The sequence below is a fragment of the Massilia phyllosphaerae genome (assembly GCF_034659755.1).
Lineage (GTDB): Bacteria > Pseudomonadota > Gammaproteobacteria > Burkholderiales > Burkholderiaceae_D > Telluria > Telluria phyllosphaerae.
In genome coordinates, this window is record NZ_JAXSQX010000001.1 from 344775 (window position 1) to 371733 (window position 26959).

Sequence of the window (26959 nt, forward strand, 5' to 3'; positions counted from 1 at the left end):
ATGCGAGCTGGATCAATCGGTCAGGCTCAGTAGGCCAAATTAAGCCGCCGGTAGAGAAAACCCAGCACGAACAGCGGCCCGATCAGCAGGAAACGCACATCGTCCAGGAACGACGGCTTCTTGCCCTCGATCTTGTGACCGATGAACTGGCCGATCCATGCGACCACGAAAATGGCGATCGACAGCGGCAGCACCGTCAGCGGCGGCATCAGCGACAACAGGCTCATCATGAGCAGGAACAGCGCCAGCATGCCGACCGCAAACGGCATCGACAACCGGCCGTAGTAGGCGAGCGCGGCCAGTCCGGCCATCCAGGCCAGCAGCGGGTGGATGCTCCACAGGATCCCCAGCAGCGTGAACACGATCAGGGGCACGCACACGAAGTGGATCAGTTCGTTGGTCGGGTTGCGATGGCTGTCGGCGTACTGCGCGAGCAGCACGTCGATCGGGCGCGGCTGGGCCATGGGTGTCTCCTCGGCGGGTGCATCTTATTAGTAAGAAAGATTCTACACCCACCGGTCAAGCCGTCGCCGCTTCCTCTTCCCCGCGCGGCTCCAGCTGCGGCAGCGCCCCGATCTGCATGTGCGGATGGCGCGCAAACAGCTCCGCCACCCACTCGACGAACACGCGCACCTTGGCCGACATGTGGCGGTTCTGCGGATACACGATGTGCACCGGCAGCGGCTTGCTGGCCCAGTCGCCTAGCACGCGCACCAGGCCGCCGCCGGCCACATGCTTCTCCAGCAGGTAGTCGGCCATCTGGATGATGCCGAGACCGGCAAGGCCGGCGCGCACGTAGGCATTCGAATCGTTGAGCGCGATCACGCCGGGCATCGGAATCTCGATGGTCTCGTCGCCGCGCTGGAAGTCCCAATCGTAGGTCTTGCCGGTCTTGGCCGAGAAATAATTGACGCAGCGGTGGCGGTCGAGCTCGCGCGGATGGCGCGGCATGCCGTGGCGCGCGATGTAGTCGGGCGACGCCGCAGTGACGAAGTTGATCACGCCGACGCGGCGCGCGATCAGGCTGTCGTCGAACAGGTCGCCGCCGCGGATCGCACAGTCGACCCCTTCCTCGATCAGGTCGACCGGGCGGTCGGTGCTGCCCAGTTCCATGAGGATGTCGGGATAGCGCTCGAAGAAGGCGGGCAGGGCCGGGATCAGGATTTCGCTGGCCAGCCCGGTGGCCATGTCGACGCGCAGCCGGCCGCTGGGCGACAGGCGGGTGCGCGACAGCGATTCCTCGGCGTCGCGCACGTCGGACAGGATGCGGATGCAACGTTCGTAATAGGCGGCGCCGTCGGTGGTGACTGTCACCATGCGCGTGGTCCGGTGCAGCAGCTTGGCCGACAGCGCCGTCTCCAGCGACTGCACCAGCGTCGATACCGTGGCCTTGGGCAGCTGCAGCATTTCGGCCGCGCGCGTGAAGCTGCCGGCATCGACCACCTGCACGAAGACTTCCATTGCCTGCAATTTGTTCATCGACCGACCTCATCTGTAGCGATTGTTCAGGAATCTGAATAATGGATTCGCGATTGCTCTATTTATCAGATTCTAGTTGAAGTCTATAGTCTCGTTATGGTCACAATAAAAAAGGAGCAGGTCATGAAACTTCATCTCGAGAGCATCGGTCCCGCCGTGGCGCTGATCCTGGGCGTGGTGCTCATGGCTATGCTGGTCCTCAGCGACGCGTACACGCATGGCGCCGCCGCCGAGGCACGCGGCTACCAGGCCCTGTTCGCCGTCGGGGGTGCGCGATGATCGCGCTGCACCCGGCGATCGAACGCCTGCGCGACGATACCCTGGTCGTGCGCGAACTGGAAGTGGACGGCTTCGAAGGGCCGCTGGCCGCGCGCCTGTACAAGGCGGAGCGTGAAGGCAAGCGCGAGGCGCTGGTGGTGTTCTTCCACGGCGGCGGCTTCGTCGACGGTGACCTCGATCATTCCGACAACTTCCTGCGCCACCTGGCCGAAGCCGGCAATGCGCCGATCGTGCTGGCCTCCACGTACACGCTGGCACCCGTGAAACCCTTCCCGGCGGCAGTCGAGGACGCGCATGCGGTACTGATGTGGGCCCGGAAGAACAAGACCAAGCTCGGCTGGAACGGCAAGCGCCTGCTGGTGGCCGGCATCGAAGCCGGCGCCAACCTGGCCGCCGTCAGCAGCCTGATGGCGCGCGACCGCGGCGCCCCGCAGGTAGCGGGCCAGATCCTGGTCATGCCGATGCTCGATCCCGGCCTCTCCACCTGCTCGATGCGCGAGATGCCGGCCGGCGTCGGCGCCGCCAAGGTCGTCAACGAGTGCGCCGCCGCCTACCGCGGCTACCTGCCGCATCCGGCCGACCGCAGCCATCCGTATGCCTCGCCGCTGCAGTCGAGCCGCATGAAGAACCTGCCCCCGGCGCTGATCCTGTCGGCCGAGGACGACCCCTTGCGCGACGAGGCCGAAGCCTATGGCAAGAAACTGATCGATGCGGGTGTGCCGGCCACGGTCCGGCGCATGTCTGCGGCGCGCCTGCAGGAACCCAACGCGCGTAACGAATGTGCCTGCCAGGCACATGCCTTGAGCGAAATCGCCAACTTCATTGCCGGACTCGACCAGGACAAGCTTCCTGCCGGCTGTTGATCCTACAGATCAGCGTTTTTCAATAAATAAACCATAACAAGCTGCCCCGGCAAACGGGGCAGTGGAGACCTGTCTTTTCCTGCAAAAGCCCGGAAAGGACTGCTTTCGTCCAAGCATTAATAAGTTATCAATAATTTTCCAAAAACGAGAGGGCAACATGAAAACGATGCATCAATTGAAGACGGCGGCACGACCGCTGGTGCTGGCGCTCGGGGCAGCCGGCGTGGCCATCCTGATCGCCGGCTGCTCGGATGCCACCGGCAAGGCCGATGCGCCGCCGGCCCAGGCTGCCGCCGGCGGTCCGCCGGTGTCGGCCGCCGCCGTGATCGAAAAACAGGTCGCCGAAACCCAGGAATTCTCGGGCCGGCTGGAAGCGGTCGAGCGCGTCGAGATCCGTCCGCGCGTGTCCGGCTTCATCACCGCCGTCAACTTCAAGCCGGGCGCCGAAGTCAAAAAGGGCGACGTGCTGTTCGTGATCGACGCGCGCCCCTACCAGGCCGAAGCCGACCGTGCCGACGCCGCCGCCAAGTCGGCGCGCGCCAAGACCGAATTGGCGCGCGTCGAACTGGCCCGCGCCGAGCGCCTGCTGGGCGATAAAGCCATTGCCCAGCGCGAATACGACGAGCGCGCATCCGGCCTGAAGGAACTCGATGCCACCGCGCGCGCCTTCGACGCCCAGGCCCAGACCGCGCGCCTGAACCTCTCGTATACCCGTGTGGTCTCGCCGATCGACGGCCGCGTCTCGAAGGCCGAGATCACCCTCGGCAACCTGGTCGACGCCTCGAACGTGCTGACCTCGGTGGTGTCGCTGGACCGCATCTACGCCAGCTTCGACGGCGATGAGGAGACCTATCTGCGCGTGAGCAAGGATGCGCATGCCGGCCGCGCCGTGGCGGTGAACGTCGGCCTGGCCGGCGAAGAAGGCTTCCCGCACGAAGGCAAGCTCGAATTCGTCGACAACCAGCTCGACAGCCGCACCGGCAGCGTGCGCATGCGCGCCACCTTCGACAACAAGGACCGCGGCATGGCGCCGGGCCTGTTCGCGCGCGTGCAGATCGGCGGCGGCAGCCCGAAAAACGCGCTCCTGATCACCGACCGCGCCGTCGGCACCGACCAGAGCCGCAAGTTCGTGTTCGTGGTCGACAAGGACGGCAAGGCCGAGTACCGCGCTGTCACCCTGGGCCCGGTCATCGATGGCCTGCGCGTGGTGCGCAGCGGCCTGAAGCCGGGCGAGAAGATCGTCGTCAATGGCCTGCAACGGGTGCGCCCGGGCGCCCCGATCACGGCGCAGACCGTGCCGATGGTGGCCAGTACCGGTGCGCCGGCGGCGAAGGACGGCGCCAGGATCGCCATGGCAGAGACCAAGTAAGGAACAATAAAATGAACATTTCACGCTTTTTCGTCGACAAGCCGATCTTCGCGGCGGTCTTGTCCGTCATCGTGTTCGTGGCCGGCCTGATCTCGATCTTCCAGCTGCCGATCTCGGAATACCCCGAGGTCGTGCCACCGTCGATCGTGGTGCGCGCCCAGTACCCGGGCGCCAACCCGAAGGTCATCGCCGAGACGGTCGCCACGCCGATCGAGCAGGAGATCATCGGCGTCGAGGGCATGCTCTATATGACCTCGCAAAACACCTCGGACGGCGCGCTGCAGCTGACCGTGACCTTTAAAATCGGCACCAACGTCGAGCAGGCCGAGACGGCGGTGCAGAACCGCGTCCAGCGCGCGCTGCCGCGCCTGCCGGAAGAGGTGCGCCAGATCGGCGTCACCACCGTCAAGAGTTCGCCCAACATCACGATGGTGGTGCACCTGAATTCGCCGGACGGCCGCTATGACGACCTGTACCTGCGCAACTACGCCACGCTGAACGTCAAGGACCAGCTGGCGCGCATCCCGGGCATGGGCGACGTCCAGCTGTTCGGCTCGGGCGACTACGCGATGCGCGTCTGGCTCGATCCGCAGAAGGTGGCCGGACGCAACCTGACGGCAACCGACGTCGTCAACGCCATCCGCGAGCAGAACGTGCAGGTCGCGGCCGGCGTGGTCGGCCAGGGCCCGTCCAAGGGCGCCGAGTTCCAGCTGACCGTGAACACCCAGGGCCGCCTGGCCAGCGTGGAGGAATTCGGCAACATCGTGGTCAAGACCAACACGGATGGCGCCACCACCCTGCTGAAGGACGTTGCACGCCTGGAAATGGGCTCGAACTCCTACGCCCTGCGCTCGCTGCTCGACAACAAGTCGGCGGTGGCGATCCCGTTGTTCCAGTCGCCGACCGCGAATGCGCTGCAGCTGTCGACCGACGTGCGCGCCAAGATGGAAGAACTGTCGAAGGATTTCCCGCAGGGGATGACCTACAGCATCGTGTACGACCCGACCCAGTTCGTGCGCGAGTCGATCGACTCGGTGCTGCATACGCTGATCGAGGCGATCGTGCTGGTGGCGATCGTCGTGATCGTGTTCCTGCAAACCTGGCGCGCGTCGGTGATTCCGCTGCTGGCGGTGCCGGTGTCGGTGGTCGGTACCTTTGCCGTGATGCTGGCCTTCGGCTTCTCGATCAACACGCTGTCGTTGTTCGGCCTGGTGCTGGCGATCGGTATCGTGGTCGACGACGCCATCGTGGTGGTCGAGAACGTGGAACGGAATATCGAGAACGGCCTGAACCCGCATGACGCCACCGTGCAGGCAATGAAGGAAGTGTCCGGCCCGATCATCGCGATTGCGCTGGTGCTGTGCGCCGTGTTCGTGCCGATCGCCTTCGTCTCGGGCCTGACCGGCCAGTTCTACCGCCAGTTCGCGCTGACGATCGCCATCTCGACCGTGATCTCGGCCTTCCTGTCCCTGACCCTGGCGCCGGCGCTGTCGGCCGTGCTCCTGAAACCGCACGGTGCGAAAAAGGACTGGCTGACGCGCGGCATGGACGCCGTGTTCGGCCGCTTCTTCAAGGGTTTCAACCGCTTCTTCACCCGCTCCTCGCACAAGTACGAAGCGGGCGTGCAGGGCGTCCTGAAGCGCAAGAGCGCCTCGCTCGGCGTGTATGCGCTGCTGACGATCGCCGGCATCTTCATGTTCAAGGCGGTGCCGCCGGGCTTCGTGCCGGCCCAGGACAAGGCTTACCTGATCGGCTTCGCCCAGCTGCCGGACGCCGCCTCGCTCGACCGCACCGATGCCGTGATCCGCAAGATGTCGGACGTGGCACGCGGCATCCCGGGCGTGGAGTCCTCAATTGCCTTCCCGGGCCTGTCGATCAACGGCTTCACCAATGCGCCGAACGCCGGTATCGCCTTCGTCAGCCTGAAACCCTTCGACCAGCGCGGCAAGGACCAGAGCGCCGAAGCCATCGCCGGCGAGATCAACAAGCGCATGGGCGCCGCCATCGAGGACGCCTTCGTGATGGTGCTCCCGCCGCCGCCGGTCAACGGCCTAGGCACCACCGGCGGCTTCAAGATGATGATCGAAGACCGCGGCAACCTCGGCTACGATGAGCTGAACAAGGCGGTGCAGGCCTTCATGGCCAAGGCCGCGACCGATAAACGCCTGGCTGGCGTGTTCTCGGGCTACCAGATCAACGTGCCGCAGCTGTTCGCCGACGTCGACCGCGTCAAAGCCAAACAGCTGGGCGTGCCGCTGGCCGAGATCAACCAGACCTTGCAGATCAACCTCGGTTCGCTGTACGTGAACGACTTCAACCAGTTCGGCCGTACCTACCAGGTGCGGGTGCAGGCCGATGCCCCGTTCCGTTCGCAGCGCGAGCAGATCGCCCAGCTGAAGGTCCGCAACGACAAGGGCGAGATGATCCCGCTGTCCTCGCTCATGACGGTCAAGGATACCTACGGCCCGGACCGCGTGCAGCGCTACAACAACTACGTCGCCGCCGAGATGAACGGCGGCCCGGCCCCGGGCGTCTCGTCGGGCCAGGCCCAGGCGGCGATGGAGGAAATCGCGCGCGAAGTGCTGCCGAAGGGGATCGCCTACGAATGGACCGACCTGACCTACCAGGACATCCTGTCGGGTAACACCATGATCTTCGTGTTCCCGCTGTGCGTGCTGCTGGTGTTCCTGGTGCTGGCTGCCCAGTACGAAAGCTGGACGCTGCCGCTGGCCGTGATCCTGATCGTGCCGATGTCGATCCTGTGCGCCCTCATCGGCGTGAAGCTGACCGGCGGCGACAACAACGTGTTCACCCAGATCGCGCTGTTCGTGCTGGTCGGCCTGGCCTCGAAGAACGCGATCCTGATCGTGGAATTCGCGGTCGAGCTGGAGCATCACGGCCGCAGCATCGTCGCTGCCGCGCTGGAAGCCTGCCGCCTGCGTTTGCGTCCGATCCTGATGACCTCGATCGCTTTCATCATGGGCGTGCTGCCGTTGGTGTTCTCGCACGGCGCCGGCGCCGAGATGCGCCATGCGATGGGTGTCGCCGTGTTCGCCGGCATGCTGGGCGTGACCTTCTTCGGCCTGTTCCTGACGCCGGTGTTCTATGTGCTGCTGCGCACCCTGGCCAAGCGTTTCGAGCGGCCTTCGCACAAGCCGGCCGCCGTTCCCGGCACCGAGCACGGTCCCGCACTGGAAGGAAACCACTGATATGAAAACCATGATTGCACGAGGTTTGCCTCCATTGTTCGCGGCACTGCTGCTGGCCGCCTGCTCGACGCCGGCATTCAAGCAGCCGGAGATCGCCGCGGTACCCGCCTTCAAGGAAGCGCAGGCGCCGGCGACCCGTACCGCGCCCGACGGCACCACCTGGAAGATCGGCCAGCCGGCCGAAGCCCAGCCGCGCGGCGAATGGTGGCGCGTGTTCCACGATCCGTCGCTGGATGCGCTGGTCGCCGAGGCGGCGGCCAACAACCAGAGCCTGACGGTGGCCGCGGCGCGCGTACGCCAGGCGCGCGCCATTGCCGGCGTCGCCGAGGCCGACCGCATTCCGCAGATCGGCGTGGATGCCGGTGCCCAGCGCACCCGCCTGTCGTCGCTGGAAGCCCTGCAGGCGCCGGGCACGCCGGTGGCTCCGGTCACCAGCTATTCGGCGCGGCTGTCGGCCAGCTACGAAATCGACTTGTTCGGGCGGGTGTCGGCCAACGTGGCGGCGGCGCGCGGCGATGCCGGCGCGGTGGAAGCGACCTACCGCTCGGTGCTGCTGTCGCTGCAGGCCGACGTGGCCCAGACTTACTTCCGCCTGCGTTCTCTCGACGCCGAACTGGCGACGGTGGAGCGCACGGTGCGCCTGCGCGAGGAAAGCGTGCGCGTGACCGGGCGCCGTTTCGAGCTCGGCGACATCGGCGAATTCGACCTGGCGCGCGCCCGTACCGAACTGGCGACCTCGCGCGCCGAAGCGATCGGGCTGCAGCGCCAGCGCACCACGGCCGAACACGCGCTGGCGGTCCTGCTGGGCAAGCCGGCCTCGATGTTCACGGCGCCGGCCAGTCCGCTCGAAGACGCGTCCGGGCTGCCGCTGATCCCGGCCGGGTTGCCTTCAAGCCTGCTGGAACGCCGGCCCGACATCGCCAGCGCCCAGCGCACGATGGAGGCGGCCAATGCCCGCATCGGCGTGGCGCGTTCGGCCATGTTCCCGGCGCTGAGCATCGGCGCCAACGGCGGCGGCGTGGCCGGGACGGTCGGCGACGTGTTCAAGTGGAGCAGCCGTTCCTGGCTGCTGGGCGCGGCGCTGTCGATGCCCTTGATCGACGGCGGCCGCAACCGCAACAACGTGGCGCGCAGCGAAGCCGCGCTGGACGAGGCGGTGGGTACCTACCGCCAGAGCGTGCTGACCGCCTTTGCCGAAGTCGAGGACAACCTGGCCGGCCTGCGCATCCTGGCAGGGCAGAGCTACGAGACCGAACAGGCGCTGGTGTCCGCGCGCCGTTCCTCCGACCTGGCACAGAAGCTGTACGACGCCGGCCGCGGCAGCTACCTGGAACTGCTGGATGCCCAGCGCAACCAGGCGGCGGTGGAGCGCAGCGCGGTACAACTGCGCGGCGACCGTGCCGTGACGACGGTGGCGCTGATCCGGGCGCTGGGCGGCGGCTGGGAAGGCACGCCTACGGGCGCGCAGGTGGATGGGATGGTACAGGCGCGCCGCTGATCGCGTCCTGAAACAGAAGTTTGTTCTGCCCTTTGCGGCAGTTCGCGCTACGCGTGGGCTGCCGTTTTTTTCGCTTTGTCGAAAAATTTTACAGTCATCAAATTAATCATATTAGTCAATTCTACATCACCGTTGCGGTGTTCTCCTATGATCGTCAAACTGACGACGAATTTTTCTTACCGTAAAAACTATTTTTTTCTGTCGAGAATCTTTACAGTTAAACGGTAAAATCAGAAGCAGGAATGCATAAGGCACTGAAAAGGCTGGGATTTTTCCATGTGGCATTTAAATTGCTTTAGGTAAAGTAAAAATAATTTGAAACAACACCCAACTGCTTAAGGATTCAAGATGCGCCACTTCCTCATCGCCACTTTCAGCATCACCGCCGCCTTGTTCTCGACCTCGTCGCAGGCGGCCATCATCGCCTCCAACACGACCACCATTACCCAGGGCGCCCAGGGCTTCAGCAAGACCTATGCCCTGGACGGCACCAGGTACACCGGCGTCACCGTGTCGGTCACCGCCAAGGGCGACTACGGCACCAACTATAACGCCTGGGACGACGAGTATTTCAACTTCTTCATCGATGGCAACCAGGCGGCCCACTGGAGCAATACCAGCTACCCGACCGGCGTGTCGGTGACCGAAAACATCCAGGACAAGGATTACACCTTGAGCGGCACCTTCAAGCTCACCGACACCCAGTGGGCAGCGCTGTCGGCCGACAACCTGCTGACGATCTCCTGGCAGAACGGCACGGACGTGGATGCGTACTGGAGCCTGTTCTCGGGCTGGCTGGGATCGGTCAGCTATACCGTGGCCGGCACTCTGATGCCGTCGACCACCCCGATCGCGGCCGCCCCGGTCACCAGCACCCCGGTAACGACGACGCCGGTTACCAGTGCCCCGGCCACCAGCGCTTCGCTGGCGTCGACCCCGCTCAGCACCGGTACCGACACCGGCGCGGGCGCATCGGCCAAGGTCCCGGAACCGGGTTCGCTCGCGCTGCTGGGCCTGGGCCTGGCCGGCCTGGGCTTCCTCCACCGCCGCCGCAACAAGAAATAACAGGAGTCAGGGCTGGGGCCATGGCGCCGGCACCGGGCGACGAACGGGGCAGATGCCCCGTTTTTCGTTTCTGGACTATGATGCGGCCATGTCCGCTCCTCTGCTTACCGGCCTGGCACCCGTCATTGCGCCCGATACCCGCATCCTGATCCTGGGCAGCTTTCCCGGCGCCGCTTCGCTCGCGGCCCAGCAGTATTACGCTCATCCGCGTAACCAGTTCTGGAAACTGGTTGGCGTCCTGGTCGGTGAAGACCTGTACGGCTTGCCCTACGCCGCGCGCCTGCCGCGCCTGCTGGCACACCGCGTCGGACTGTGGGACGTGCTGGCCGCCTGCGAGCGCGAAGGCAGCCTGGATTCCGCCATCCGCAGGCCGGCCGCCAACGATTTCGAGCGCCTGCACCGGCTGTGCCCGGGGCTGCAGACGGTCGGGTTCAATGGGCAGGCGTCGGGCAAGTTTGCCGGCCAGTTCGAGGAGGCCGGCTACCGCACCGTGGTGCTGCCGTCGAGTTCGCCGGCGCACATGGCCTTGAGCTTCGAACAGAAGCTGGCCGTGTGGCGGCGCCTGGTGGAGGGGGAGGCGGACGCCGCCTAGCGCGCGGGCGCCGGCATCACGGCTGCCGCGTCCACCTGCCTGAGCCTGGGCATGATCGAGGCGATCCGCTCGTCGGCACTCTTGCTGAGCTCTTCGGTCGTGCCCCAGCCCAGCAGTTTTTGCGAAGGCATTTCCTGGATCAGCAGGTAGTGGGTGGTGACGGCGACCGGCCTGTCGACCAGGTTGCAGGTCTTGGTGCAGATGGTCACCTTCTTCATGCGCGTGCCGGTCTTCAGCGCCAGCCGGCGCACGTGGTAGGTCTGGCCGTCGGCGTCGACGTCGTATCTGGCAGCCACGGTGGCCTTGCCCAGGATGGCGTTCAGGTCGGTGGCAGGGGTGTCGGCAGAAATGCGTCCGATCTGTTCGTTGGTCAGCGGCACGTGGGTCGCACAGCCGGCGAGGAGGATTGCAGCGAGTGCCGCACCAAGGGTTTTGATGGACATATGTATTCCGGGTAAGAATTTTGGGCACTACTATACAAGAGCTGTTTTTGTATAGCCAAGTACTTACAGCGCTTTTTTATGTCGCCTTGATCGTTCCGTTTTTTCCAGGGAACTTTGGCCTTCTCTGTGGAGATGTCCGTTGTCGTGTAGAATGACGGTGTTGGCTTGCTGCCGGACAAAAGTGTGAAGCTTCCCCTCTTTTAATCTGACGCAACGCCCCCATATTGGATGCATCCCCCAGTTCGCAACGCGCCAGCTGCACACGCGCTGCGTTTCCCGACTTTTCCCATTCTTGACCAGGCAGACTGGCAGCCTGTCCGACGGCGGTGCGGTATTCGCGCTTCGCCAGTCGATGCATTGCCGATCGTTGATTTCGCATCATCAGTCACGGAAAGAGTCGTTCATAGATAAAAGGACATGACATGAGTAAAGAAGAACTGATCGAAATGAGTGGCAAAGTGACCGAAGTGCTGCCGGAGATGCGCTTCCGTGTCGACCTGGAGAATGGCCATCAACTGGTGGCGTACACCTCGGGCCGCATGAAGAAGAACCATATCCGCATCATTGCGGGCGACCGCGTCACGCTGGAAATGTCGCCGTACGACCTGAACAAGGGCCGTATCACCTTCCGCCACATCGAGACGCGCGGCCCGGCACCGACCGGCGCACGTCCGCAGCAGCGCCGCCGTTGATCTGGCATCGCGCAGCGCCCTGATCCGGGATCGAAGAGGGCCGGGTTCCGTAAGGGACCCGGCCCTTTTTACTTTATAGCGGCGGCGGCCGGATCCCGGCCACGCGCTGCGCCAGCACCTGCGCTTCGTCCAGACGGCCGAGCCGGGCCAGCAGCGGCCACAGGTTCTGCATCGCCACCAGGTTGTCCGGATCGCGTCCGAGTGCCGCGCGGTAGGCGCGTTCGGCCAGCGCCGGCTGGCCATGATGCTGGTAGATCACGCCGAGGGTGTTGTAGGCGGTGGCGCTGGCCGGATTGGCGTGCACCGCGGCGCGCGCCCACCAGTAGGCGTCGTCGATGCGGCCCTGCACCAGGGTCTCGGCGGCGCGGTTGTTGAGGAACAGGGCGACCACTTCGCCTTCGTCGAGCGGACGCGTACGCAGGCGCGCGGCGTCGGGCGGCGGCATGAAGTCGACCACCAGTTCCTGGTCGGCCTTGTCGTCGTACAGCAGGTCGCGCGGCTTGCGGTGGCCGAGGGCGATGTTGACGTGGGCCGCGACCAGGTACAGCGTGCCTTCGCGGCGCCAGGCATCCTCCACGTCGACCGCCTGGTAGCGTACCGTCAGTCCGAGTTCGCGCGCGAAGGCGGCCGTCATGATCACCAGCGACAGGCAGTTGCCGGCACGCGCGGCATAGGTCCCGGCGGCAGGGCGGGTCGCGTTGGCGTCGTAGTCGAGCTTCAGGTCCTGCTGGCGGTACAGGGCGTCGAGCAGGCCGCGCTCGCGGCCGCGCGTGCGCAGCAGGGCCGTGAACGCGGGACTGCGCAGGTAGGCCTGCATGGCCGGGCTGAGGGTGAACAGGTCGGCGGCGCCGATGGTCTCGGAGGGCGGGGCAAAGGCCGCGTCGAGGAACAGCGATGGCGGCGGGGCGGGCGGGGGGGGACTGGCGCAGCCGGCCAGGATGGCCACCCACAGTGGCAGCAGCGGCAACAGCCGCAAAGGCTGGAACAGGCGCTTCATGTCTCCTCCGCGCGCGGCGATCTTCGATCTGTCTGGTCGAAGTATCCGCCGCCGCACGGAGGATGTAAATATGCCGGGTGGGCGTTTACTCGTCGTGGAAGGCTTCGACCAGTTCGTCCAGCAGTTCTTCCTTTTCGTCGTCCGACATGCCCAGGTAGGCCATCGCGCGCGCGCCGCCCTTGTTCCATTCGAGCGATTCGCCGTGGCCCTGGTATTTGCTGATCGCGCCTTCGGCCAGCAGCGACAGCGCGACCATCGAGCGCACCGTGGCCGGGCTGTCGGCGTCGTCCAGCACCGTGTAGTCGTGGTGGTGCAGGATGGCCCAGCCGATGTCGCCGGATAGGCCCCAGGTGCGCGCCAGCAGGCAGCCGACCGCCGCGTGCGAGGTGGCGTGGCGCTCGTCCTCGAGCGCGGTGAAGGGGCGTTCGGCATCCAGCGCCGCTTCGGCGTAGGTGGCGCCATAGTCGGCGAATCGTTCCATCAGCAGCGGTATCCCAGTGTCGCAGAACAGGCCGAAGGTATGAGCCACGTCCTGCTCGCCGATACGCAGGCGGCGCGACAGGAACACCATCGCCTGCGCGCGCCGGGTCGAGACGTCCCAGAAGCTGGCCAGGGCGGCGCTATTGGCGGGGATCGCGCGGCGCGCCAGCAGGCCGGTCATCAGGGCGGCGACCTGGTTAATGCCGAGGAACAGGATGGCCTGCTCGATCGACTTGGCCTTGCGGCCGCCGTAAACAGCCGAATTGGCTAATTTGAGGAGGGCGCCCGACATGCCGACGTCGCTGGCCACGATGCGGCCGACCGTTTCCGGGCTGGGCTCGGGCGATGCCAGTTCGCGTTGCAGCTCGGCCAGCAGGCTGGGACGCGGCGGGATACGGATCGACTTGATCAGCGCGTCGACCGGATCCTCGGCGGCGCTGGGACGTGCCAGGGCGGTTGCTGTACTCATGATCGGGGGAATATAGTGCTGCACGGAAATAAGTGCGAAGCGCATCACTGTACACCAGTGCCGTAAAAGTTGCAGCAATGCATTTACTTATTTGATGGCAAAATCGTCAAAAATGTTCTCTGCGAAAAGCGTTGTACAGACGGTGCGACCCGGCAAACGGGACCGTTGTAAGATGCATACATGTCTCCCCATATGCTCGCCGGTATCGATTTTCTAGCACCTTCCCACCGCGTGGCACGCCAGCTGATCGGCGTCACGGTGCTGGTCAACGGCGTCGGCGGATGCATCGTCGAGACCGAAGCCTATGACGGCGAAGATCCGGCCTCGCACAGTTATTCCGGTCCGACCGAGCGCAATCTCGCGATGTTCGGCCCGCCCGCCCATGCCTACGTCTACCGTTCCTACGGCATCCACTGGTGCCTGAACTTCGTCTGCCGTGAAGAAGGGCATGGCGCCGGGGTGCTGATCCGCGCGCTCGAGCCGGTGGCCGGCCTGGAGGCGATGCGCGAGCGCCGCGGCACGACGGATGAATGGCTGCTGTGTTCCGGACCGGGCAAGCTGTGCCAGGCGCTGGGCGTGACGCGCGCCTTGAACGGCCAGTCGATCGCCGTACCGCCGTTCGAACTGCAGGCGGCGCCGGAAGGGATCGAGGTGGTGAGCGGTCCGCGCATCGGCATCTCGAAGGCGGTCGACGTGCCGTGGCGGTTTGGATTGGCCGGGTCGCGTTACGTCAGCAAGCCGTTTCGTTGAACTACCGTTAGCGGTAGCGTCGCCCCTGCCTGCGCAGGGGCGACGGTCCTGCCGAGTGTGCGGCCTAAGCCCGCCGGCGCGCCTGTTGCGGGCGGCTCTCGGCGGCACGGTGCTCGAGAGCGGGACGGGCTCCGCGCATGGCACTGTGCGGCGAACGGCGCTCGCCCTGCACCGGCTGGATCTCGTCGTCCGCGTCTTCATGACCGGCCTGCGGCTGCGCTTCGCCTTCGATCTCGAACACCGACACCGCGCGCGCCAGGTTGACGGTCTGCTCGTGCAGGCTGGCCGCCGCCGCCGCGGCCTGTTCCACCAGCGCCGCGTTCTGCTGGGTCATGTCGTCCATCTGGCCGACGGCGAGATTCACTTCGGCGATGCCCTCGGCCTGCTCGTTGCTGGCCACGCTGATGCGGTTGATGATGTCGTTCACCTGCTGCACCGAGGCCACCACGCTGCCCATGCTCGATCCGGCTTCGTTGACCGAGGTGCTGCCGTTGTCGATGATCGCCACCGAATCCGCGATCAGGGCCTTGATCTCCTTGGCCGCCGAGGCCGAGCGCTGGGCCAGGGTGCGCACCTCCGACGCCACCACGGCGAAGCCGCGTCCCTGTTCGCCGGCGCGCGCCGCTTCCACCGCCGCGTTCAGGGCCAGGATATTGGTCTGGAACGAAATGCCGTCGATGACGCCGATGATGTCGACGATCTTGCGCGAGCTGGCGCGGATCGATTCCATGGTCGCCACCGCGCGCCCGACCGACTCGCCGCCGCTGGACGCCAGGCGTGCCGCTTCCGCCGCCAGTTCGGTGGCCAGGCGCGCGTTGCTGGCGTTGTCCTTGACCGCCGTGGTCAGCGTTTCCATCGCGCTGGCGGTCTGCTGCAGCGAGCCGGCCTGCATCTCGGTGCGGGTCGAGAGGTCGAGGTTGCCGCTGGCGATTTCCTTGGACGCGGTGTCGATCGAGCGCACAGAGCCGAGCACGCTGCGCAGCGTGCGGTTCAGGTTCGATATGGTCTGGTCGAGCGCGCGCGAGGTGTCGGCGATCTCGTCGCGGCCGTCGCTGGCGGCGCTGCCGGTCAGCTTGCCGTCGGCCATTTCGCGCACCACGCTCGAGATCGCGCCGATATCGCGCAGCATCACGCGGCGCAGGCGCATCGTCACCGCCAGCGACACCGCGATCGACAGCACCACCAGCACGATCATGCTGGTCTCGAGGTTGTGGAATTCCTCGCGCGCGGCGGCGTAGGCTTCCTCGCTCAGCGTCTTTTCCAGGGCTGCGAGCTGGGCCAGCTGCTGGTTCAGGATCACGAAATCCTTTTCCGCCTTCTGCATCGAATTGGTGGCGATGGACTGGTCGACCTGGGCCATTTCGATGGTCTCCTGCACCGCCTTGCGATACGCCGCCAGCGCCGCCAGCGAGGCGTCGATCGGCTTGCGCTCGGCCGCGCTGCCGACCTGCGCCAGCGCGTCGAGCTGGGCTTTCAGCGCCGCGTGGCGGCTGCCGACGTCGGCGATCAGGGCGTCCAGCCTGGCCTTGGCAAAGCTGCCGTTGACCCAGGCCAGCAGCTGATATGCATTGGCGTGCACGTACTTTGCGTCGCCCGCCACGTCGGCCACGCTTTTCAGGCGCGCCGCGCGCACCTGCACCATGTTTTCCAGCGATGCGTTCTGGCGCACCATGCCATACCAGGCGGCGCCCGCCAGCAGCAGCAGCAGCACCAGTACCAGGCCCGGCGCCAGCAGCAGCTTCGGACCGATCCGTAATTTGTTCAGCATGTTCGCTCCAGCTAAAGAGGGCGGTCGTCTGGCGCCCTGACAAAAAGGGCGGCGTGCACGCCGCCCATCATCGACTTGCCGCGGCGTCGATGCCGCGGTCCCATGCATCACTTCTTGTACAGGCCGGCCTCGAGCACGACGCCGTCGACCAGCAGGATGTAGGTCGTCTTCGGCTCGATCTTGCCGGTGGTCGGATTCTTGTACTGGTAGTCGACCCAGCCCTTGCCCTTGGCGGCGGCCAGTTCGATGATCTCGCGGCGGTATTTCTTGCCGTTGGCGTCGGGCACGTCGGTCAGGTCCTTGCCCACGATCGACGGGTTGTAGGGGTGGGCCAGCACGATGCCGGTCTTGACGTCGCGCAGGTCGACGTACAGCGACCCCTGGACGAAATCCGGATCCTTGGCGTTTATCCGTTTCATCATCTCATCCTTGCCCTTGGACTTGATCAGCGCGGCGCCACGCTCGGCCATGGCGATGGCGTCCTTTTCGGAAGGTTCGTTGGCGAGGGCGGCGCCACTGGCCAGGCACAGGGCGATTGCGGTTGCGGTCAGTTTCAGCGAAAAGGTCATGAGTACTTCCTTTCAAGAATATGCTCGGACTAAATGTTTCCTAATGGCATGATTACTCTACGCTGCAGGACATGCTGCAGGCTTGTGCTCGCGCAAAACCGACCCGGCAGGGCATCCCAAATACAACGCTGATTTTTCGCATTGCACGTGGAAATTGGTGAGAAAGGTCGGTTACAAGTTGATTGTTGGCAACTGCGGACTGGTGGACGAACCCTACTATCGGTTCCTGTTGGCAATTTAAATTCCTTAAGTCAACCATTATTCCTTTCCATCTCTCTTTGGAGAATGCCCGTGAGCACTGAAGCGACGCCCGCCAAGTTCAAGCCGTATACCCGTCAGTCGATCGCAAATGCCCGCCAATGGCAATGGATGAGCCCGGACTTGCAGGAAGCGGTCCAGGTCGTGTCCCATGTACTGCCTTTCCGCACCAACGAATATGTGATGGAGCAGCTGATCGACTGGAGCAACGTTCCCGACGATCCGATCTACCGCCTTACCTTCCCGCACCGCGACATGCTGCCGGCGCGCGAATACGAACAGCTGCGCGACCTGGTGCTGTATAAAAAGGACGATGCGGCGATCGCCAAGCTGGTGCGCGACATCCGCATGCGCATGAATCCGCACCCGGCCGGCCAGATGACGCACAACGTCCCGCGCGTCAACGATGCGCCGCTCAAGGGCCTGCAGCACAAGTACAAGGAAACCGTGCTGTTCTTCCCCAGCGCCGGCCAGACCTGCCACGCCTACTGCACCTTCTGCTTCCGCTGGCCGCAGTTCGTCGGCATGGACGACATGAAGTTCGATGCGCGCGAATGTACCGAGCTGGTGGCCTACCTGGCCACGCATCCGGACGTGACCGACGTCCTGATCACCGGCGGCGACCCGATGATCATGAATACCCGCTCGCTGGCCGAATTCATCGAACCGCTGCTGGCGCCGGAGCTGGCCCATATCCAGAACATCCGCATCGGCACCAAGTCGGTCGCCTACTGGCCGCAGCGCTACGTCTCGGACAAGGACAGCGACGACCTGCTGCGCCTGTTCGAGAAGGTAGTCAAGTCGGGCAAGAACCTGGCGATCATGGGCCACTACAACCACGCGGTCGAACTGCGCAACAGCATCGCCCAGCAGGCCGTGAAGCACATCGTCGGCACCGGCGCCACGCTGCGCATGCAGGGGCCGCTGATCCGCCACATCAACGAGGATCCGGCCAGCTGGGCCGAGCTGTGGACCACCGGCGTGCGCCTGGGCGCGATCCCGTACTACATGTTCGTGGAACGCGACACCGGCCCGAGCGACTACTTCGCGCTGCCGCTGGCGCGCGCGCACGAGATCTTCCAGTCGGCGTACAGCATGGTGTCGGGCCTGTCGCGCACCGTGCGCGGGCCGTCGATGAGCGCCTTCCCGGGCAAGGTCGTGATCGACGGCGTGGTCACCATCAACGGCGAAAAGCTGTTCGCGCTGCAGTTCCTGCAGGCCCGCAATCCGGACTGGGTGCGCCGTCCGTTCTTCGCCAAGTACGATCCGGATGCGACCTGGCTGGATCACCTGAAACCCGCCTTCGGCCGCAAGAAGTTCTTCTTCGAAGGCGACGAATCGGGCAATGGCGACGCCGTCCTGCACGGGCCGGCCGGGCGCGTGATCCCGATCCAGCCGCACGAGTCGATGCGCGACCGCCGCGCCAGCGACACCCAGCCCGATGCGGCCTGAGCACGCCTGATCGATCGACGACGACGCCATCCCATGGATGCCGACCAGAACACGCCACGCCTCTCCGGCGTGGCGGTTTTTTTCTACGTCTTCCTGCCATTCGCGCTGGGGCACTACCTGTCCTCCCTGCTGCGCAACGTGAACGCGGTGCTGGCGCCGCAGCTGGTCGGCGCGCTCGCGCTGACGCCGGGGCAGCTCGGCCTGCTCACCAGCGCCTTCTTCTTCGCCTTCGCGCTGGTCCAGCTGCCGGTCGGCATCGCACTCGACCGCTACGGGCCGCGCAAGGTGCAGCTGGTGCTGATGCTGCTGGCGGCCGGCGGCGCCTGGATGTTCGCCACTGGCCACAGTTTTACGCAGCTGGTGCTGGCGCGCGCCATCATCGGCTGTGGCGTGGGCGGCTGCTTCATGTCGGCGGTGAAGGCGATTTCGACCTGGATCGCGCCCAAGCGCCTGCCCTCGGTGCAGGGCTACCTGATCGCAGTGGGCGGCCTGGGCGCCGCATCGAGCACGATGCCGGTGCGCTCGCTCCTGCAGTACACCGACTGGCGCGGCCTGTTCATGCTGCTGGCATTCCTCACCGTATTTTCCGGGCTCCTGATCTGGCTGGTCACGCCGCGCAACCGAATCGCCGCCGGCGCCAGGGCGCCCACCGTGCGCTCGGTGCTCGACGTCTATCGCGCGCCGGCCTTCCGCACCACGATCTCGCTGGTGCTGATTCCGCATGCGGTGTTCTTCGGCATCCAGGGCCTGTGGATCGGGCGCTGGCTGTCCGACGTGGCGCGCTTTCCCGACAGCGCCGTGGCCTATCTGCTGTACCTCGGCATGGCTTCGGTGATCTTCGGCGCGATCGCGGTCGGCATGATCACCGAATGGGCCGGACGGCGCGGCATCGCCGCCATCGACGTGGCCGCGGTCGGGGTCGCGCTGTTCCTGCTGGTGCAGCTGGCGATCGTCTGCAACTACCGTCCCAGCCTGCAGACCCTGTCCGTGCTGTTCACGCTGGTCGGCACCATCACCGGCATCGAATACGCGATCGTGGCCCAGAACCTGCCGCGCGAGCTGACCGGGCGCGCGGCCACCTGCCTGAACCTGTTGATCTTCGTCGGCGCCTTCCTGGTGCAGGCCGGCTTTGGACAGATAGTCGGGTTATGGCAGGTAGACGGCGCAGGCCATGCACCGGCCATCGCCTACCGCATCGCCTTCGGCGTGCTGCTGGCGCTGCAATTGCCCGGACTGGTGCGGCATTGCCATCGAACCTTCCTTGAGCGGCGTCCGGTAGAATGCGGCATCGCTTTGCTCAATGAGAAGGAAGATTATGAGATTGGTTCGTTACGGTCGCCCCGGTAAGGAAAAGCCCGGCCTGTTCGACGAGGAAGGCCGGCTGCGCGACCTGTCCGGCGTAATCGAGGATATCGAAGGCGCGGCGCTGTCCGAAAAGGCGCTGCGCAAACTGTCCAAGGTCGACTGGAAGACCCTGCCGCTGGTCCGTGGCAACCCGCGCCTCGGCGTGCCGGTCAAGGGCACCGGCAAATTCATCGGCATCGGCATGAATTACTCGGACCACGCCGCCGAAGTCGGCGCGCCGATCCCGAAAGAGCCGATCATGTTCATGAAGGCGACCAGCTGCCTGTCCGGCCCGGACGACCCGATCCAGCTGCCGAAGGGCTCGAAGAAGACCGACTGGGAGGTCGAGCTGGGCGTGGTCATCGGCACCCGCGCGCAATACGTCAGCGAAGAAGACGCGCTCAAGTTCGTGGCCGGCTACTGCGTGGTCAACGACGTCTCCGAGCGCGCCTTCCAGTTCGAGCTGGGTTCGCAGTGGGACAAAGGCAAAGGCTGCGACACCTTCGGCCCGGTCGGCCCTTTCCTGGTGACCAAGGACGAGATCTTCGACGTGCAGGATCTCGATCTCTATCTGGAACTAAACGGCAAGCGCATGCAGACCGGGAACACCGCGAACATGATCTTCACGGTCGCACAGATCGTCAGCTACCTGTCGCGCTTCATGACGCTGGAACCGGGCGACATCATCTGCACCGGCACGCCGCCGGGCGTGGGATTCGGACGGTCGCCGCAGCGTTTCCTGAAGAAGGGCGACAAGCTGCGCCTGGGGATTGCCGGGTTGGGTGAGCAGCAGCAGGAAGTGGTGGCGTTTCCGAAGCCCTGATACGCCTTTACATCGTAGGGTGGGCTCTCCGAGCCCACGCGAACGTATGCGTCATGCCGGCTTCCGCGTGGGCACGGCGTGTCCACCCTACGACTTCAACACCTCCATCACCGCCGCATCCACCGCCTCCTTCAGGCGCGTCACGATCTCCGACAACTCCGCGGCACTGACGATGAACGGCGGCGCCAGCAGGATGTGGTCGCCCTGCCGCCCATCGATGGTCCCGCCCATCGGATACACCATCAACCCGCGCTGCATCGCCTGCTGCTTGACCGCCGCATGCAGTTTCAGCTCGGGCGCAAACGGTTCCTTGCTCGAACGGTTGCGCACCAGTTCCAGCCCGACGAACAGGCCGCGCCCGCGGATGTCGCCGACGTGCTCGTGCTCGCCGAACACGGCGCCCAGCATGCGCCGCAGGGTAGCGCCGCGCTTCTGCACCTGCACCAGCAGGTCGTCGCGCTCGATCACCTCCTGCACCGCCAGCGCCGCGGCCGCCGCCACCGGATGGCCGATGTAGGTGTGGCCGTGCAAAAAATTACCGCTGCCGTTGCGCAGGCGCTCGACGATGGCGCCGTTGGCCAGCACCGCGCCGATCGGCGCGTAGCCGGCGCCCAGCCCCTTGGCCACCGCGATCAGGTCGGGTGCCGCGCCGTCCTGCTCGATCGCGAACATGGTCCCGGTGCGCCCCATCCCGCACATCACCTCATCGGCAATGAACAGGATGCCGTACTTGTCGCACAGCCTGCGCACGCCGCGGAAGTAGCCCGGCGTCGGCGGAATCGCCCCGCCGGTGGCGCCGACCACGGTCTCGGCGCAGAAGCCGATCACGTTTTCCGGCCCGGCATGCAAAATCGCGGCTTCGAGTTCGTCCAGCAGGGTCTCGGTGTACTGGTCGACGCCCTGGCCCTCGGCACGCCCGCGGTATTCGTAGCAGGGCGAGACGCGCGGCACGTCCATCAGCAGCGGCGCGAACGGCTTGCGGCGCCATTCGTTGCCGCCCACCGCCAGCGCGCCCAGGGTATTGCCGTGATAGCTCTGGCGGCGCGCGATGAACACCGAGCGTTTCAGCTCGCCGGCTTCGACGAAGTACTGGCGCGCCAGTTTCAACGCCGTCTCCATCGCCTCCGAACCGCCCGACACCAGGTACACGCTGCCGATGCCGGCCGGCGCGCGCGCCACCAGGCGGTCGGCCAGGCGCTCGGCCACCTCGGTGCTGAAGAAGGCCGTGTGCGCGTAGGCACAGCGGTCGATCTGGCGGTGCATGGCGGCGATGATGTCCGGGTGGCCGTGGCCGAGCGAGGACACGGCCGCGCCGCCACTGGCATCGATGTAGGTGTTGCCCTGGCTGTCGCGCAGATAGATGCCGTCGCCGCCGACGGCCAGGGGCGGCGTCTGGCGCAGGCTGCGGTGCAGGATGTGGCTCATGTCTCCATCTCCAAAAGTTGACGATTGACAATAAACGCGAAGCCCACGGATTCTTTTGATTTTTGCCGGAATGCATGCGAATATTTCCGCATGACACCTCCATCCACCGAGCGCCTGAAACCGATTCCGCCGCAGGACTGGACCGACGCCCAGCGCGCCGCGGCCGAGGACATCATCAACGGCCCGCGCGGCGCCCTGTACGGCCCCTTCGTGCCGCTGCTGCGCAGTCCGGAACTGATGGGCTATGCGCAGCGCCTGGGCGAATATTTGCGCTACCGCAGCGCCATTGGCGTCAGGCTATCGGAACTGGCGATCCTGGTCACCGCCCGTGAATGGGACCAGCAAGTGGAGTGGGCGATCCACGCGCCGATCGCGCGCCAGGTCGGCGTGCCGCCCGACGTCATCGACGCCATCGCCCGGCGCGAACGCCCCCAGGCGATGCTGGTGGACGAAAGCGTGGTGGTCGACTTCTGCACCGAACTGCAGCGCACCAGGCGCGTGTCGGACCGCGTGTACGCCGATGCGCTGGCGCTGTTCGGCGAGCAGGGCGTGGTCGACCTGATGGGTGTAAACGGTTATTACACTTTTTTGGCGATGGTGATGAATACCGCGCAGACCGCGGCGCCGCCGTCCGAGGCGGCGCCCCTGCCGGACGCGTGACAAAGCGCGCATTTTCGCGCTTCGGTTTTTGCCACACTGTCTGCTTGCTCTTCATGGGGACGCAGATGATCCGTATTCTACCGGCCGTGGCGCTTGCCGCCATCTTGCTGGCCCCGGCCGTGCCGTCCATTGCCGCCGATGCGATGCCGCTGCCGCTGCCGCTGGCGCGCGAGGTTGTCGGCAAGACGATCGAACTGGTCGAGAGCAAGGGCGTCTATCCACGCAGCCGGGCCGAATACGCCCAGGCCAGGACGGCGCTGCTGGCACTGGTCGATGGCGATGCCGTGCAGGCCGACCGCGAGGCGGTCCATGAAGGTATCCGGAGGCTGCTCGCGACCCTCGATGCGGACGGGCACTCGCTGCTGTTCGCGCCGGTGCAGTACCAGCAGATGCAGTCCGCGAACGTGGCTCGCAACATGACGCGACCGTCTGCATTCAGGCTGGTCCAAACCAGCCGCGGCAAGGTATTGCGCTGGACACCGCCGCCGAACGTGGGCGGCGGCCAGCAGATGATCGATGCGAACGTGAAGCGTTTCTACGACGAGGCCGAGGCGCATCCTGAAATCAGGCAGGCCTGCGCCCTGGTCGTCGACCTCGGCGAACAAAACGGCGGCAACGCCTGGCCGCCCCTGATCGCGATGTATCCCTTGTTCGGCACTGCCAACAAGGCGAACGCAGTGGACCGCGACGGCAAGCGCATTCCCGTGGTCGATCGCGCGGGACTCGAACGCATGGCGCGCGCCAACGCGGGCGGCCGCGCCAATCCGCTGGCACCATATGCCGACGGGCCGCTGGCAGTGGTGGTCGGCAGCGATACTTCCAGCGCCGGTGAAATGCTGCTGGTGGCGCTGCTCGGCGAACAGAGGGTGCACACCTTCGGCCAGACTTCCGACGGGCGGTCGACGTTGAACGGCACCTACCCCCTGGCCGACGGCTCGTCACTGGTGTTGACGGAACTGCGCTTTGCGCTGGGCGATGGGCCGGTCTACCGTGGCGGTATCCCGGCCATGCATCCGTCGGCGAAGGGCGAGTCGGCCGATGCCACCGTCAGGACCGCCGCGGAATGGGCCGCGGCCCATTCGCCCAGGTGCGTACCCGCGCCCGGCGCGACTTAGTCCAGCGTCGCCAGCGCCGACGCCTCGAAGGCCTTCAGCCCGGCCTGGTCGCCCGCCTTGACCTTGCTGGCCCACTGCGCATCCGACAGCAGCGCGCGGCCGATCGCGATCAGGTCGAATTCCTCGCGTTCCATGCGTGCCACCAGTTTATCCAGGCTGGCGGTCTGCGCGCCCTTGCCGGTGAAGGCGGCGAGGAATTCGCCGTCCAGGCCGACCGAGCCGACGCTGATGGTGGCGGCGCCGGTCAGCTTCTTGGCCCAGCCGGCGAAGTTCAGGCCGTCGGCACCGTCGAGTTCCGGGAATTCCGGTTCCCAGAAGCGGCGCTGCGAGCAGTGCAGGACGTCGGCACCGGCTTCGACCAGCGGCAGCAGCCAATCGGTCATCTCGTCCGGCGTGGCGGCCAGGCGCGCCTTGTAGTCCTGCTGCTTCCACTGGCTGACACGCAGGATAATCGGGAAGTCGGGGCCGACGGCCGCGCGCATCGCCTTCAGCACCTCGGCGGCGAAGCGGCTGCGTTCGCGCAGGGTGGCGCCGCCCCAGCGGTCGCCGCGCTCGTTGGTGCCGTGCCAGAAGAACTGGTCGATCAGGTAGCCGTGGGCGCCGTGGATCTCGAAGGTGTCGAAGCCGAGGGCTTGCGCGTCCGCGGCAGCCGCGGCAAAGGCCGCAATGGTATCGGCGATGTCTTCATCGCTCATGGTTGCGCCGAAGGGCTTGCCGGGCGAGCCCAGGCCGGACGGGCCTTCCGGCTCGCCCGCGGGCGTCCAGTCGGTGCCTGGGCCGGGGACGGCGCCGACGTGCCAGATCTGCGGACCCATCTTGCCGCCGGCGCCGTGGACGGCATCGATGACCTGCTTCCAGCCGTCCAGCGCGGCGTCATGGAAATCGGGGATCTGCGGCAGGTTCTTCGAAGCCGGACGGGCGATGGTGGTGCCTTCCGACAGGATCAGGCCGACATCCGCGGCCGCACGGCGGCGGTAGTATTCGGCGATGGCGGCATTCGGCACGCCGTTCGGCGCGAAGTTGCGCGTCATCGGGGCCATCACGATGCGGTTCTTGAGCGCCAGCCCCTTGATGCGGGCCGGTTGAAACAGGACGTCGATTGCGGATGCGGTCACACATGCTCCTTGGACAATGGTTGAGAATGTCCGAGCATGGTAGCCCAACCCGCCAGACGGCGCTGGCGGGGCCCCGGTTTTATGCCAAGGCTTCTTTTGCGGCTTGTTCAGGCGTGAGGTCGTCGTAGAACATGTCGGTGAACCACTCGACGTGCTCCTCGATGTGTTCCTGCGCCTGGGCCTGGGTAGCGCCGCCGGCGACCAGATGCTTTTCGACTTCGATGCACCAGTTAATCAGTGCCATCGTTTCTTCGTCGAGTTCTTCCTTCTTTGCCATTTTGCTTACCTAAAATTAGCCCAACACTTTCTTCAACCAGGCCGACATCGCCTGGACTTCCTCGAGGCAGACCGTATGCTGCATGGCATATTCGTGCCACTCGACCTGGCAACCCATCGAGACCAGCAGGTCGCGCGACATCTCGGCGCGGTTGACCGGCACCACGTTGTCGTGGCGGCCGTGCGCCATGAAGATCGGCGTGTTCAGCGCCACTTCGCTACGTTCGGTCGGCAGCTTGGCGGACAGCGGCACGTAGCCCGACAGGCACAGCAGGCCAGCCAGCTTTTCCGGGTGGCGCAGGCCGGCCTGGATCGTCATCGCGCAGCCTTGCGAGAAACCGGCCAGCACGATGCGCGAAGCCGGCACGCCACGCGCCTTTTCGCGCGCGATGAAGGCTTCGACTTCCAGCTGCGAGGCGCGCAGGCCGTTCTCGTCCTCGCGCCGCACCAGTTCCGCGCCGGTGATGTCGTACCAGGCGCGCATCACGTAGCCGCCGTTGACGGTGACCGGAATCTGGCGCGCATGCGGGAAGATGAAACGGATGCCGGGCAGGCCGGACAGATCCAGCTCGCGCACGATCGGCACGAAGTCGTTGCCGTCGGCACCCAGGCCGTGCAGCCAGATGACGGAAATTTCCGGATTGTCGGCGGTGTCGATCGTGACGTGTTCCAGCAGCTCGCTCATGCGCTTCCTTATTCTTTATTGGCAGGACGCAGTGCGGATTTTGGCCGGAAAGCCTTGCACACGTCCGGATTGGTTTCCATGTACGGCCCGCCGATCAGGTCGATGCAGTACGGGACCGCGGCAAAGATGCCGCCGACGATGCTTTTACCCTCGCCATCCTTCAGGCCTTCCAGCGTTTCCTTGATCGACTTCGGCTGGCCCGGGAGGTTCATCACCAGGGCGGCATGGCCGTCGGTTTCGCGGATCACGGCGGTCTGGCGCGACAGGATCGCGGTCGGCACGAATTGCAGGCTGATCTGCCGCATCTGCTCGCCGAAGCCCGGCATCTCCTTGGTCCCGATGGCGAGCGTCGCCTCGGGCGTGACGTCGCGCCGCGCCGGGCCGGTGCCGCCGGTGGTCAGCACCAGGTGGCAGCCTGCCGTGTCGACCAGCTCGACCAGCGTCCGTTCGATGCTGGCGCGGTCGTCCGGGATCAGGCGGGTCTCGACGCGGAAGGGCGTCGTGATGGCCGATTGCAGCCACTCTTGCAGCGCCGGGATGCCCTTGTCTTCGTAGACGCCGCCGCTGGCGCGGTCCGAGACCGAGACCAGGCCGATCACGAGGTCGGCCGGCAGCTCGTCAATCTTGTTCGTCAGACTCATCGTCGTCGCCTTCGTGTTCGTCGTCGCCGTCGGCCGCAGGCGCAGCCTTCTTCTTGGAGACGTCCTTCAGGATCTGGAAGATCTCGCGGTAGGCTTTTGGCGGCTTGTTCTCGGCCTGCTCCTTGCGCGCATTGCGGATCAGGGTGCGCAGCTGCTGCACGTCCAGTTCCGGGTACTCTTCCAACAGCTGGGTGAGGGCATTGTCGTCGGCCAGCAGCTTGTCGCGGCGGCGTTCGAGCGCGTGCAGGGCGGCGGTTTCGGCTTTCGAGGCGCCTTTCCAGCTTTCGATGGCGCGCTGGATGACGGCGACTTCTTCCTCGTCGAGAGTACGCATCTTCTTGCCCACGAATTGCAGCTGGCGGCGGCGGCCTTCGTGGTTGGTGATGGTCTGGCATGCCAGGATGGCTTCCTTGACGTCCTCAGGCATCTCCACGCGCTTGACGCGGTCGCGCGGTGCATCGATCAGTTGTTCGCCGAGTTTTTGCAACTCGTTGCTCTGACGCTTGAGCTCCGACTTGGAGGGGCGCTCGTATTCCGGTTCGAACTCGTCGGAGCGGAAGCCGACGGCGCCGCGATTTGCATTTGGCATGATATTCAGATGAGCTGGCGCACGGCCGGCCGGTAAAAACAGTAAACGGCTGCT

27 protein-coding genes are annotated in these 26959 nt (G+C 65.5%); 14 read left to right on the forward strand and 13 right to left on the reverse strand.

All coding sequences use genetic code 11. The features are described from left to right. Positions 1–26: 26 nt before the first annotated feature. Together U1H99_RS01525 and U1H99_RS01530 are read right to left on the reverse strand one after the other, a co-directional pair. Positions 27–464, reverse strand: coding sequence for an Mpo1 family 2-hydroxy fatty acid dioxygenase (locus tag U1H99_RS01525; RefSeq protein ID WP_141831613.1), 438 nt, complete (start codon positions 462–464; stop codon positions 27–29). Between the two features lie 55 nt (positions 465–519). Continuing rightward, the gene (locus tag U1H99_RS01530) at positions 520–1479 is read right to left on the reverse strand and encodes a LysR family transcriptional regulator (protein WP_323140017.1); all 960 of its coding nucleotides are present in this window, start codon (positions 1477–1479) and stop codon (positions 520–522) included. Between the two features lie 123 nt (positions 1480–1602). On the opposite strand from U1H99_RS01530, the gene U1H99_RS01535 reads away from it, so the two are divergent. From U1H99_RS01535 to U1H99_RS01565, 7 genes are all read left to right on the forward strand, one after another. Then, positions 1603–1758 (forward strand): hypothetical protein, encoded by a 156-nt coding sequence (locus U1H99_RS01535; RefSeq protein WP_323140018.1) that lies wholly within the window; start codon positions 1603–1605, stop codon positions 1756–1758. Then, the gene (locus tag U1H99_RS01540) at positions 1755–2621 is read left to right on the forward strand and encodes an alpha/beta hydrolase (RefSeq protein ID WP_323140019.1); all 867 of its coding nucleotides are present in this window, start codon (positions 1755–1757) and stop codon (positions 2619–2621) included. The genes U1H99_RS01535 and U1H99_RS01540 overlap by 4 nt, the downstream gene beginning before the upstream one ends. A gap of 157 nt (positions 2622–2778) precedes the next feature. Then, on the forward strand, positions 2779–3990 hold the full coding sequence (locus U1H99_RS01545) for an efflux RND transporter periplasmic adaptor subunit (RefSeq protein WP_141831616.1): 1212 nt from the start codon (positions 2779–2781) through the stop codon (positions 3988–3990). Positions 3991–4001: 11 nt separating this feature from the next. Continuing rightward, complete coding sequence (locus U1H99_RS01550; RefSeq protein WP_323140020.1) at positions 4002–7199, forward strand: efflux RND transporter permease subunit; 3198 nt, start codon at positions 4002–4004, stop codon at positions 7197–7199. Position 7200: 1 nt separating this feature from the next. Beyond that, positions 7201–8697 carry an efflux transporter outer membrane subunit gene (locus U1H99_RS01555; protein ID WP_323140021.1) on the forward strand — a complete coding sequence of 499 codons (1497 nt, stop codon included), beginning with the start codon at positions 7201–7203 and terminating at the stop codon, positions 8695–8697. Positions 8698–9045: 348 nt separating this feature from the next. After that, positions 9046–9762 carry a PEP-CTERM sorting domain-containing protein gene (locus U1H99_RS01560; RefSeq protein ID WP_323140022.1) on the forward strand — a complete coding sequence of 239 codons (717 nt, stop codon included), beginning with the start codon at positions 9046–9048 and terminating at the stop codon, positions 9760–9762. 88 nt (positions 9763–9850) lie between these two features. After that, on the forward strand, positions 9851–10354 hold the full coding sequence (locus tag U1H99_RS01565) for a DNA-deoxyinosine glycosylase (protein WP_323140023.1): 504 nt from the start codon (positions 9851–9853) through the stop codon (positions 10352–10354). Here U1H99_RS01565 and U1H99_RS01570 read toward each other — a convergent pair. Next, positions 10351–10797 (reverse strand): hypothetical protein, encoded by a 447-nt coding sequence (locus U1H99_RS01570; RefSeq protein ID WP_323140024.1) that lies wholly within the window; start codon positions 10795–10797, stop codon positions 10351–10353. The genes U1H99_RS01565 and U1H99_RS01570 overlap by 4 nt on opposite strands. Before the next feature lie 422 nt (positions 10798–11219). Here U1H99_RS01570 and infA point away from each other — a divergent pair, with 422 nt between their 5' ends. Further along, entirely contained in the window at positions 11220–11489 is a 270-nt protein-coding gene (gene infA / locus U1H99_RS01575; RefSeq protein WP_323140025.1) for a translation initiation factor IF-1, read from the forward strand. Positions 11490–11562: 73 nt separating this feature from the next. Here infA and U1H99_RS01580 read toward each other — a convergent pair whose 3' ends face one another. Together U1H99_RS01580 and U1H99_RS01585 are read right to left on the reverse strand one after the other, a co-directional pair. Then, complete coding sequence (locus U1H99_RS01580; protein WP_323140026.1) at positions 11563–12486, reverse strand: tetratricopeptide repeat protein; 924 nt, start codon at positions 12484–12486, stop codon at positions 11563–11565. An 85-nt stretch (positions 12487–12571) separates the two neighbouring features. Continuing rightward, positions 12572–13435 (reverse strand): HDOD domain-containing protein, encoded by an 864-nt coding sequence (locus U1H99_RS01585; protein WP_323140027.1) that lies wholly within the window; start codon positions 13433–13435, stop codon positions 12572–12574. Positions 13436–13615: 180 nt separating this feature from the next. Here U1H99_RS01585 and U1H99_RS01590 point away from each other — a divergent pair, with 180 nt between their 5' ends. Continuing rightward, positions 13616–14185 carry a DNA-3-methyladenine glycosylase gene (locus U1H99_RS01590; protein WP_323140028.1) on the forward strand — a complete coding sequence of 190 codons (570 nt, stop codon included), beginning with the start codon at positions 13616–13618 and terminating at the stop codon, positions 14183–14185. 64 nt (positions 14186–14249) lie between these two features. Here U1H99_RS01590 and U1H99_RS01595 read toward each other — a convergent pair whose 3' ends face one another. After that, positions 14250–15953, reverse strand: a complete 1704-nt coding sequence (locus U1H99_RS01595) for a methyl-accepting chemotaxis protein (protein WP_323140029.1) — start codon at positions 15951–15953, stop codon at positions 14250–14252. Between the two features lie 107 nt (positions 15954–16060). Next, positions 16061–16522 carry a cache domain-containing protein gene (locus U1H99_RS01600; RefSeq protein ID WP_255517428.1) on the reverse strand — a complete coding sequence of 154 codons (462 nt, stop codon included), beginning with the start codon at positions 16520–16522 and terminating at the stop codon, positions 16061–16063. Positions 16523–16813: 291 nt separating this feature from the next. Between U1H99_RS01600 and U1H99_RS01605 the strand changes: the two genes are divergently transcribed. Genes U1H99_RS01605 through U1H99_RS01615 form a run of 3 tightly spaced genes read left to right on the forward strand, consistent with a single transcriptional unit; the run spans position 16814 to position 20399 of the window. Next, complete coding sequence (locus U1H99_RS01605; protein ID WP_323140030.1) at positions 16814–18232, forward strand: KamA family radical SAM protein; 1419 nt, start codon at positions 16814–16816, stop codon at positions 18230–18232. 33 nt (positions 18233–18265) lie between these two features. Continuing rightward, the gene (locus tag U1H99_RS01610; protein ID WP_323140031.1) at positions 18266–19579 is read left to right on the forward strand and encodes an MFS transporter; all 1314 of its coding nucleotides are present in this window, start codon (positions 18266–18268) and stop codon (positions 19577–19579) included. Continuing rightward, positions 19548–20399 carry a fumarylacetoacetate hydrolase family protein gene (locus tag U1H99_RS01615; protein WP_323140032.1) on the forward strand — a complete coding sequence of 284 codons (852 nt, stop codon included), beginning with the start codon at positions 19548–19550 and terminating at the stop codon, positions 20397–20399. The genes U1H99_RS01610 and U1H99_RS01615 overlap by 32 nt, the downstream gene beginning before the upstream one ends. 87 nt (positions 20400–20486) lie before the next feature. Here U1H99_RS01615 and U1H99_RS01620 read toward each other — a convergent pair whose 3' ends face one another. After that, on the reverse strand, positions 20487–21824 hold the full coding sequence (locus U1H99_RS01620; protein WP_323140033.1) for an aspartate aminotransferase family protein: 1338 nt from the start codon (positions 21822–21824) through the stop codon (positions 20487–20489). A gap of 90 nt (positions 21825–21914) precedes the next feature. Here U1H99_RS01620 and U1H99_RS01625 point away from each other — a divergent pair, with 90 nt between their 5' ends. Together U1H99_RS01625 and U1H99_RS01630 are read left to right on the forward strand one after the other, a co-directional pair. Further along, complete coding sequence (locus tag U1H99_RS01625) at positions 21915–22484, forward strand: carboxymuconolactone decarboxylase family protein (protein ID WP_323140034.1); 570 nt, start codon at positions 21915–21917, stop codon at positions 22482–22484. 65 nt (positions 22485–22549) lie between these two features. After that, positions 22550–23599: a S41 family peptidase gene (locus U1H99_RS01630; RefSeq protein WP_323140035.1), complete on the forward strand. Its 1050-nt coding sequence runs from the start codon at positions 22550–22552 to the stop codon at positions 23597–23599. On the opposite strand, the gene U1H99_RS01635 is transcribed toward U1H99_RS01630, so the two are convergent. The 5 genes from U1H99_RS01635 to yjgA form a co-directional block, all read right to left on the reverse strand. Beyond that, positions 23596–24714 (reverse strand): NADH:flavin oxidoreductase, encoded by a 1119-nt coding sequence (locus U1H99_RS01635; RefSeq protein WP_323140036.1) that lies wholly within the window; start codon positions 24712–24714, stop codon positions 23596–23598. The genes U1H99_RS01630 and U1H99_RS01635 overlap by 4 nt on opposite strands. A gap of 79 nt (positions 24715–24793) precedes the next feature. After that, positions 24794–24991: a hypothetical protein gene (locus U1H99_RS01640; RefSeq protein ID WP_141831662.1), complete on the reverse strand. Its 198-nt coding sequence runs from the start codon at positions 24989–24991 to the stop codon at positions 24794–24796. Positions 24992–25006: 15 nt separating this feature from the next. Continuing rightward, positions 25007–25675 carry an alpha/beta hydrolase gene (locus U1H99_RS01645; protein ID WP_323140037.1) on the reverse strand — a complete coding sequence of 223 codons (669 nt, stop codon included), beginning with the start codon at positions 25673–25675 and terminating at the stop codon, positions 25007–25009. A gap of 8 nt (positions 25676–25683) precedes the next feature. Continuing rightward, complete coding sequence (mog, locus tag U1H99_RS01650) at positions 25684–26316, reverse strand: molybdopterin adenylyltransferase (RefSeq protein ID WP_323140038.1); 633 nt, start codon at positions 26314–26316, stop codon at positions 25684–25686. Next, positions 26294–26905 carry a ribosome biogenesis factor YjgA gene (gene yjgA, locus U1H99_RS01655; protein WP_323140039.1) on the reverse strand — a complete coding sequence of 204 codons (612 nt, stop codon included), beginning with the start codon at positions 26903–26905 and terminating at the stop codon, positions 26294–26296. The genes mog and yjgA overlap by 23 nt, the downstream gene beginning before the upstream one ends. Positions 26906–26959 lie beyond the last annotated feature (54 nt).

Coding starts and splice junctions, on each gene's coding strand:
- U1H99_RS01525 (WP_141831613.1), bottom strand. CDS start 464: ATGGCCCAGCCGCGCCCGATCGACGTGCTGCTCGCGCAGTACGCCGAC.
- U1H99_RS01530 (WP_323140017.1), bottom strand. CDS start 1,479: ATGAACAAATTGCAGGCAATGGAAGTCTTCGTGCAGGTGGTCGATGCC.
- U1H99_RS01535 (WP_323140018.1), top strand. CDS start 1,603: ATGAAACTTCATCTCGAGAGCATCGGTCCCGCCGTGGCGCTGATCCTG.
- U1H99_RS01540 (WP_323140019.1), top strand. CDS start 1,755: ATGATCGCGCTGCACCCGGCGATCGAACGCCTGCGCGACGATACCCTG.
- U1H99_RS01545 (WP_141831616.1), top strand. CDS start 2,779: ATGAAAACGATGCATCAATTGAAGACGGCGGCACGACCGCTGGTGCTG.
- U1H99_RS01550 (WP_323140020.1), top strand. CDS start 4,002: ATGAACATTTCACGCTTTTTCGTCGACAAGCCGATCTTCGCGGCGGTC.
- U1H99_RS01555 (WP_323140021.1), top strand. CDS start 7,201: ATGAAAACCATGATTGCACGAGGTTTGCCTCCATTGTTCGCGGCACTG.
- U1H99_RS01560 (WP_323140022.1), top strand. CDS start 9,046: ATGCGCCACTTCCTCATCGCCACTTTCAGCATCACCGCCGCCTTGTTC.
- U1H99_RS01565 (WP_323140023.1), top strand. CDS start 9,851: ATGTCCGCTCCTCTGCTTACCGGCCTGGCACCCGTCATTGCGCCCGAT.
- U1H99_RS01570 (WP_323140024.1), bottom strand. CDS start 10,797: ATGTCCATCAAAACCCTTGGTGCGGCACTCGCTGCAATCCTCCTCGCC.
- infA (WP_323140025.1), top strand. CDS start 11,220: ATGAGTAAAGAAGAACTGATCGAAATGAGTGGCAAAGTGACCGAAGTG.
- U1H99_RS01580 (WP_323140026.1), bottom strand. CDS start 12,486: ATGAAGCGCCTGTTCCAGCCTTTGCGGCTGTTGCCGCTGCTGCCACTG.
- U1H99_RS01585 (WP_323140027.1), bottom strand. CDS start 13,435: ATGAGTACAGCAACCGCCCTGGCACGTCCCAGCGCCGCCGAGGATCCG.
- U1H99_RS01590 (WP_323140028.1), top strand. CDS start 13,616: ATGTCTCCCCATATGCTCGCCGGTATCGATTTTCTAGCACCTTCCCAC.
- U1H99_RS01595 (WP_323140029.1), bottom strand. CDS start 15,953: ATGCTGAACAAATTACGGATCGGTCCGAAGCTGCTGCTGGCGCCGGGC.
- U1H99_RS01600 (WP_255517428.1), bottom strand. CDS start 16,522: ATGACCTTTTCGCTGAAACTGACCGCAACCGCAATCGCCCTGTGCCTG.
- U1H99_RS01610 (WP_323140031.1), top strand. CDS start 18,266: ATGGATGCCGACCAGAACACGCCACGCCTCTCCGGCGTGGCGGTTTTT.
- U1H99_RS01615 (WP_323140032.1), top strand. CDS start 19,548: ATGAGATTGGTTCGTTACGGTCGCCCCGGTAAGGAAAAGCCCGGCCTG.
- U1H99_RS01620 (WP_323140033.1), bottom strand. CDS start 21,824: ATGAGCCACATCCTGCACCGCAGCCTGCGCCAGACGCCGCCCCTGGCC.
- U1H99_RS01625 (WP_323140034.1), top strand. CDS start 21,915: ATGACACCTCCATCCACCGAGCGCCTGAAACCGATTCCGCCGCAGGAC.
- U1H99_RS01630 (WP_323140035.1), top strand. CDS start 22,550: ATGATCCGTATTCTACCGGCCGTGGCGCTTGCCGCCATCTTGCTGGCC.
- U1H99_RS01640 (WP_141831662.1), bottom strand. CDS start 24,991: ATGGCAAAGAAGGAAGAACTCGACGAAGAAACGATGGCACTGATTAAC.
- U1H99_RS01645 (WP_323140037.1), bottom strand. CDS start 25,675: ATGAGCGAGCTGCTGGAACACGTCACGATCGACACCGCCGACAATCCG.
- mog (WP_323140038.1), bottom strand. CDS start 26,316: ATGAGTCTGACGAACAAGATTGACGAGCTGCCGGCCGACCTCGTGATC.
- yjgA (WP_323140039.1), bottom strand. CDS start 26,905: ATGCCAAATGCAAATCGCGGCGCCGTCGGCTTCCGCTCCGACGAGTTC.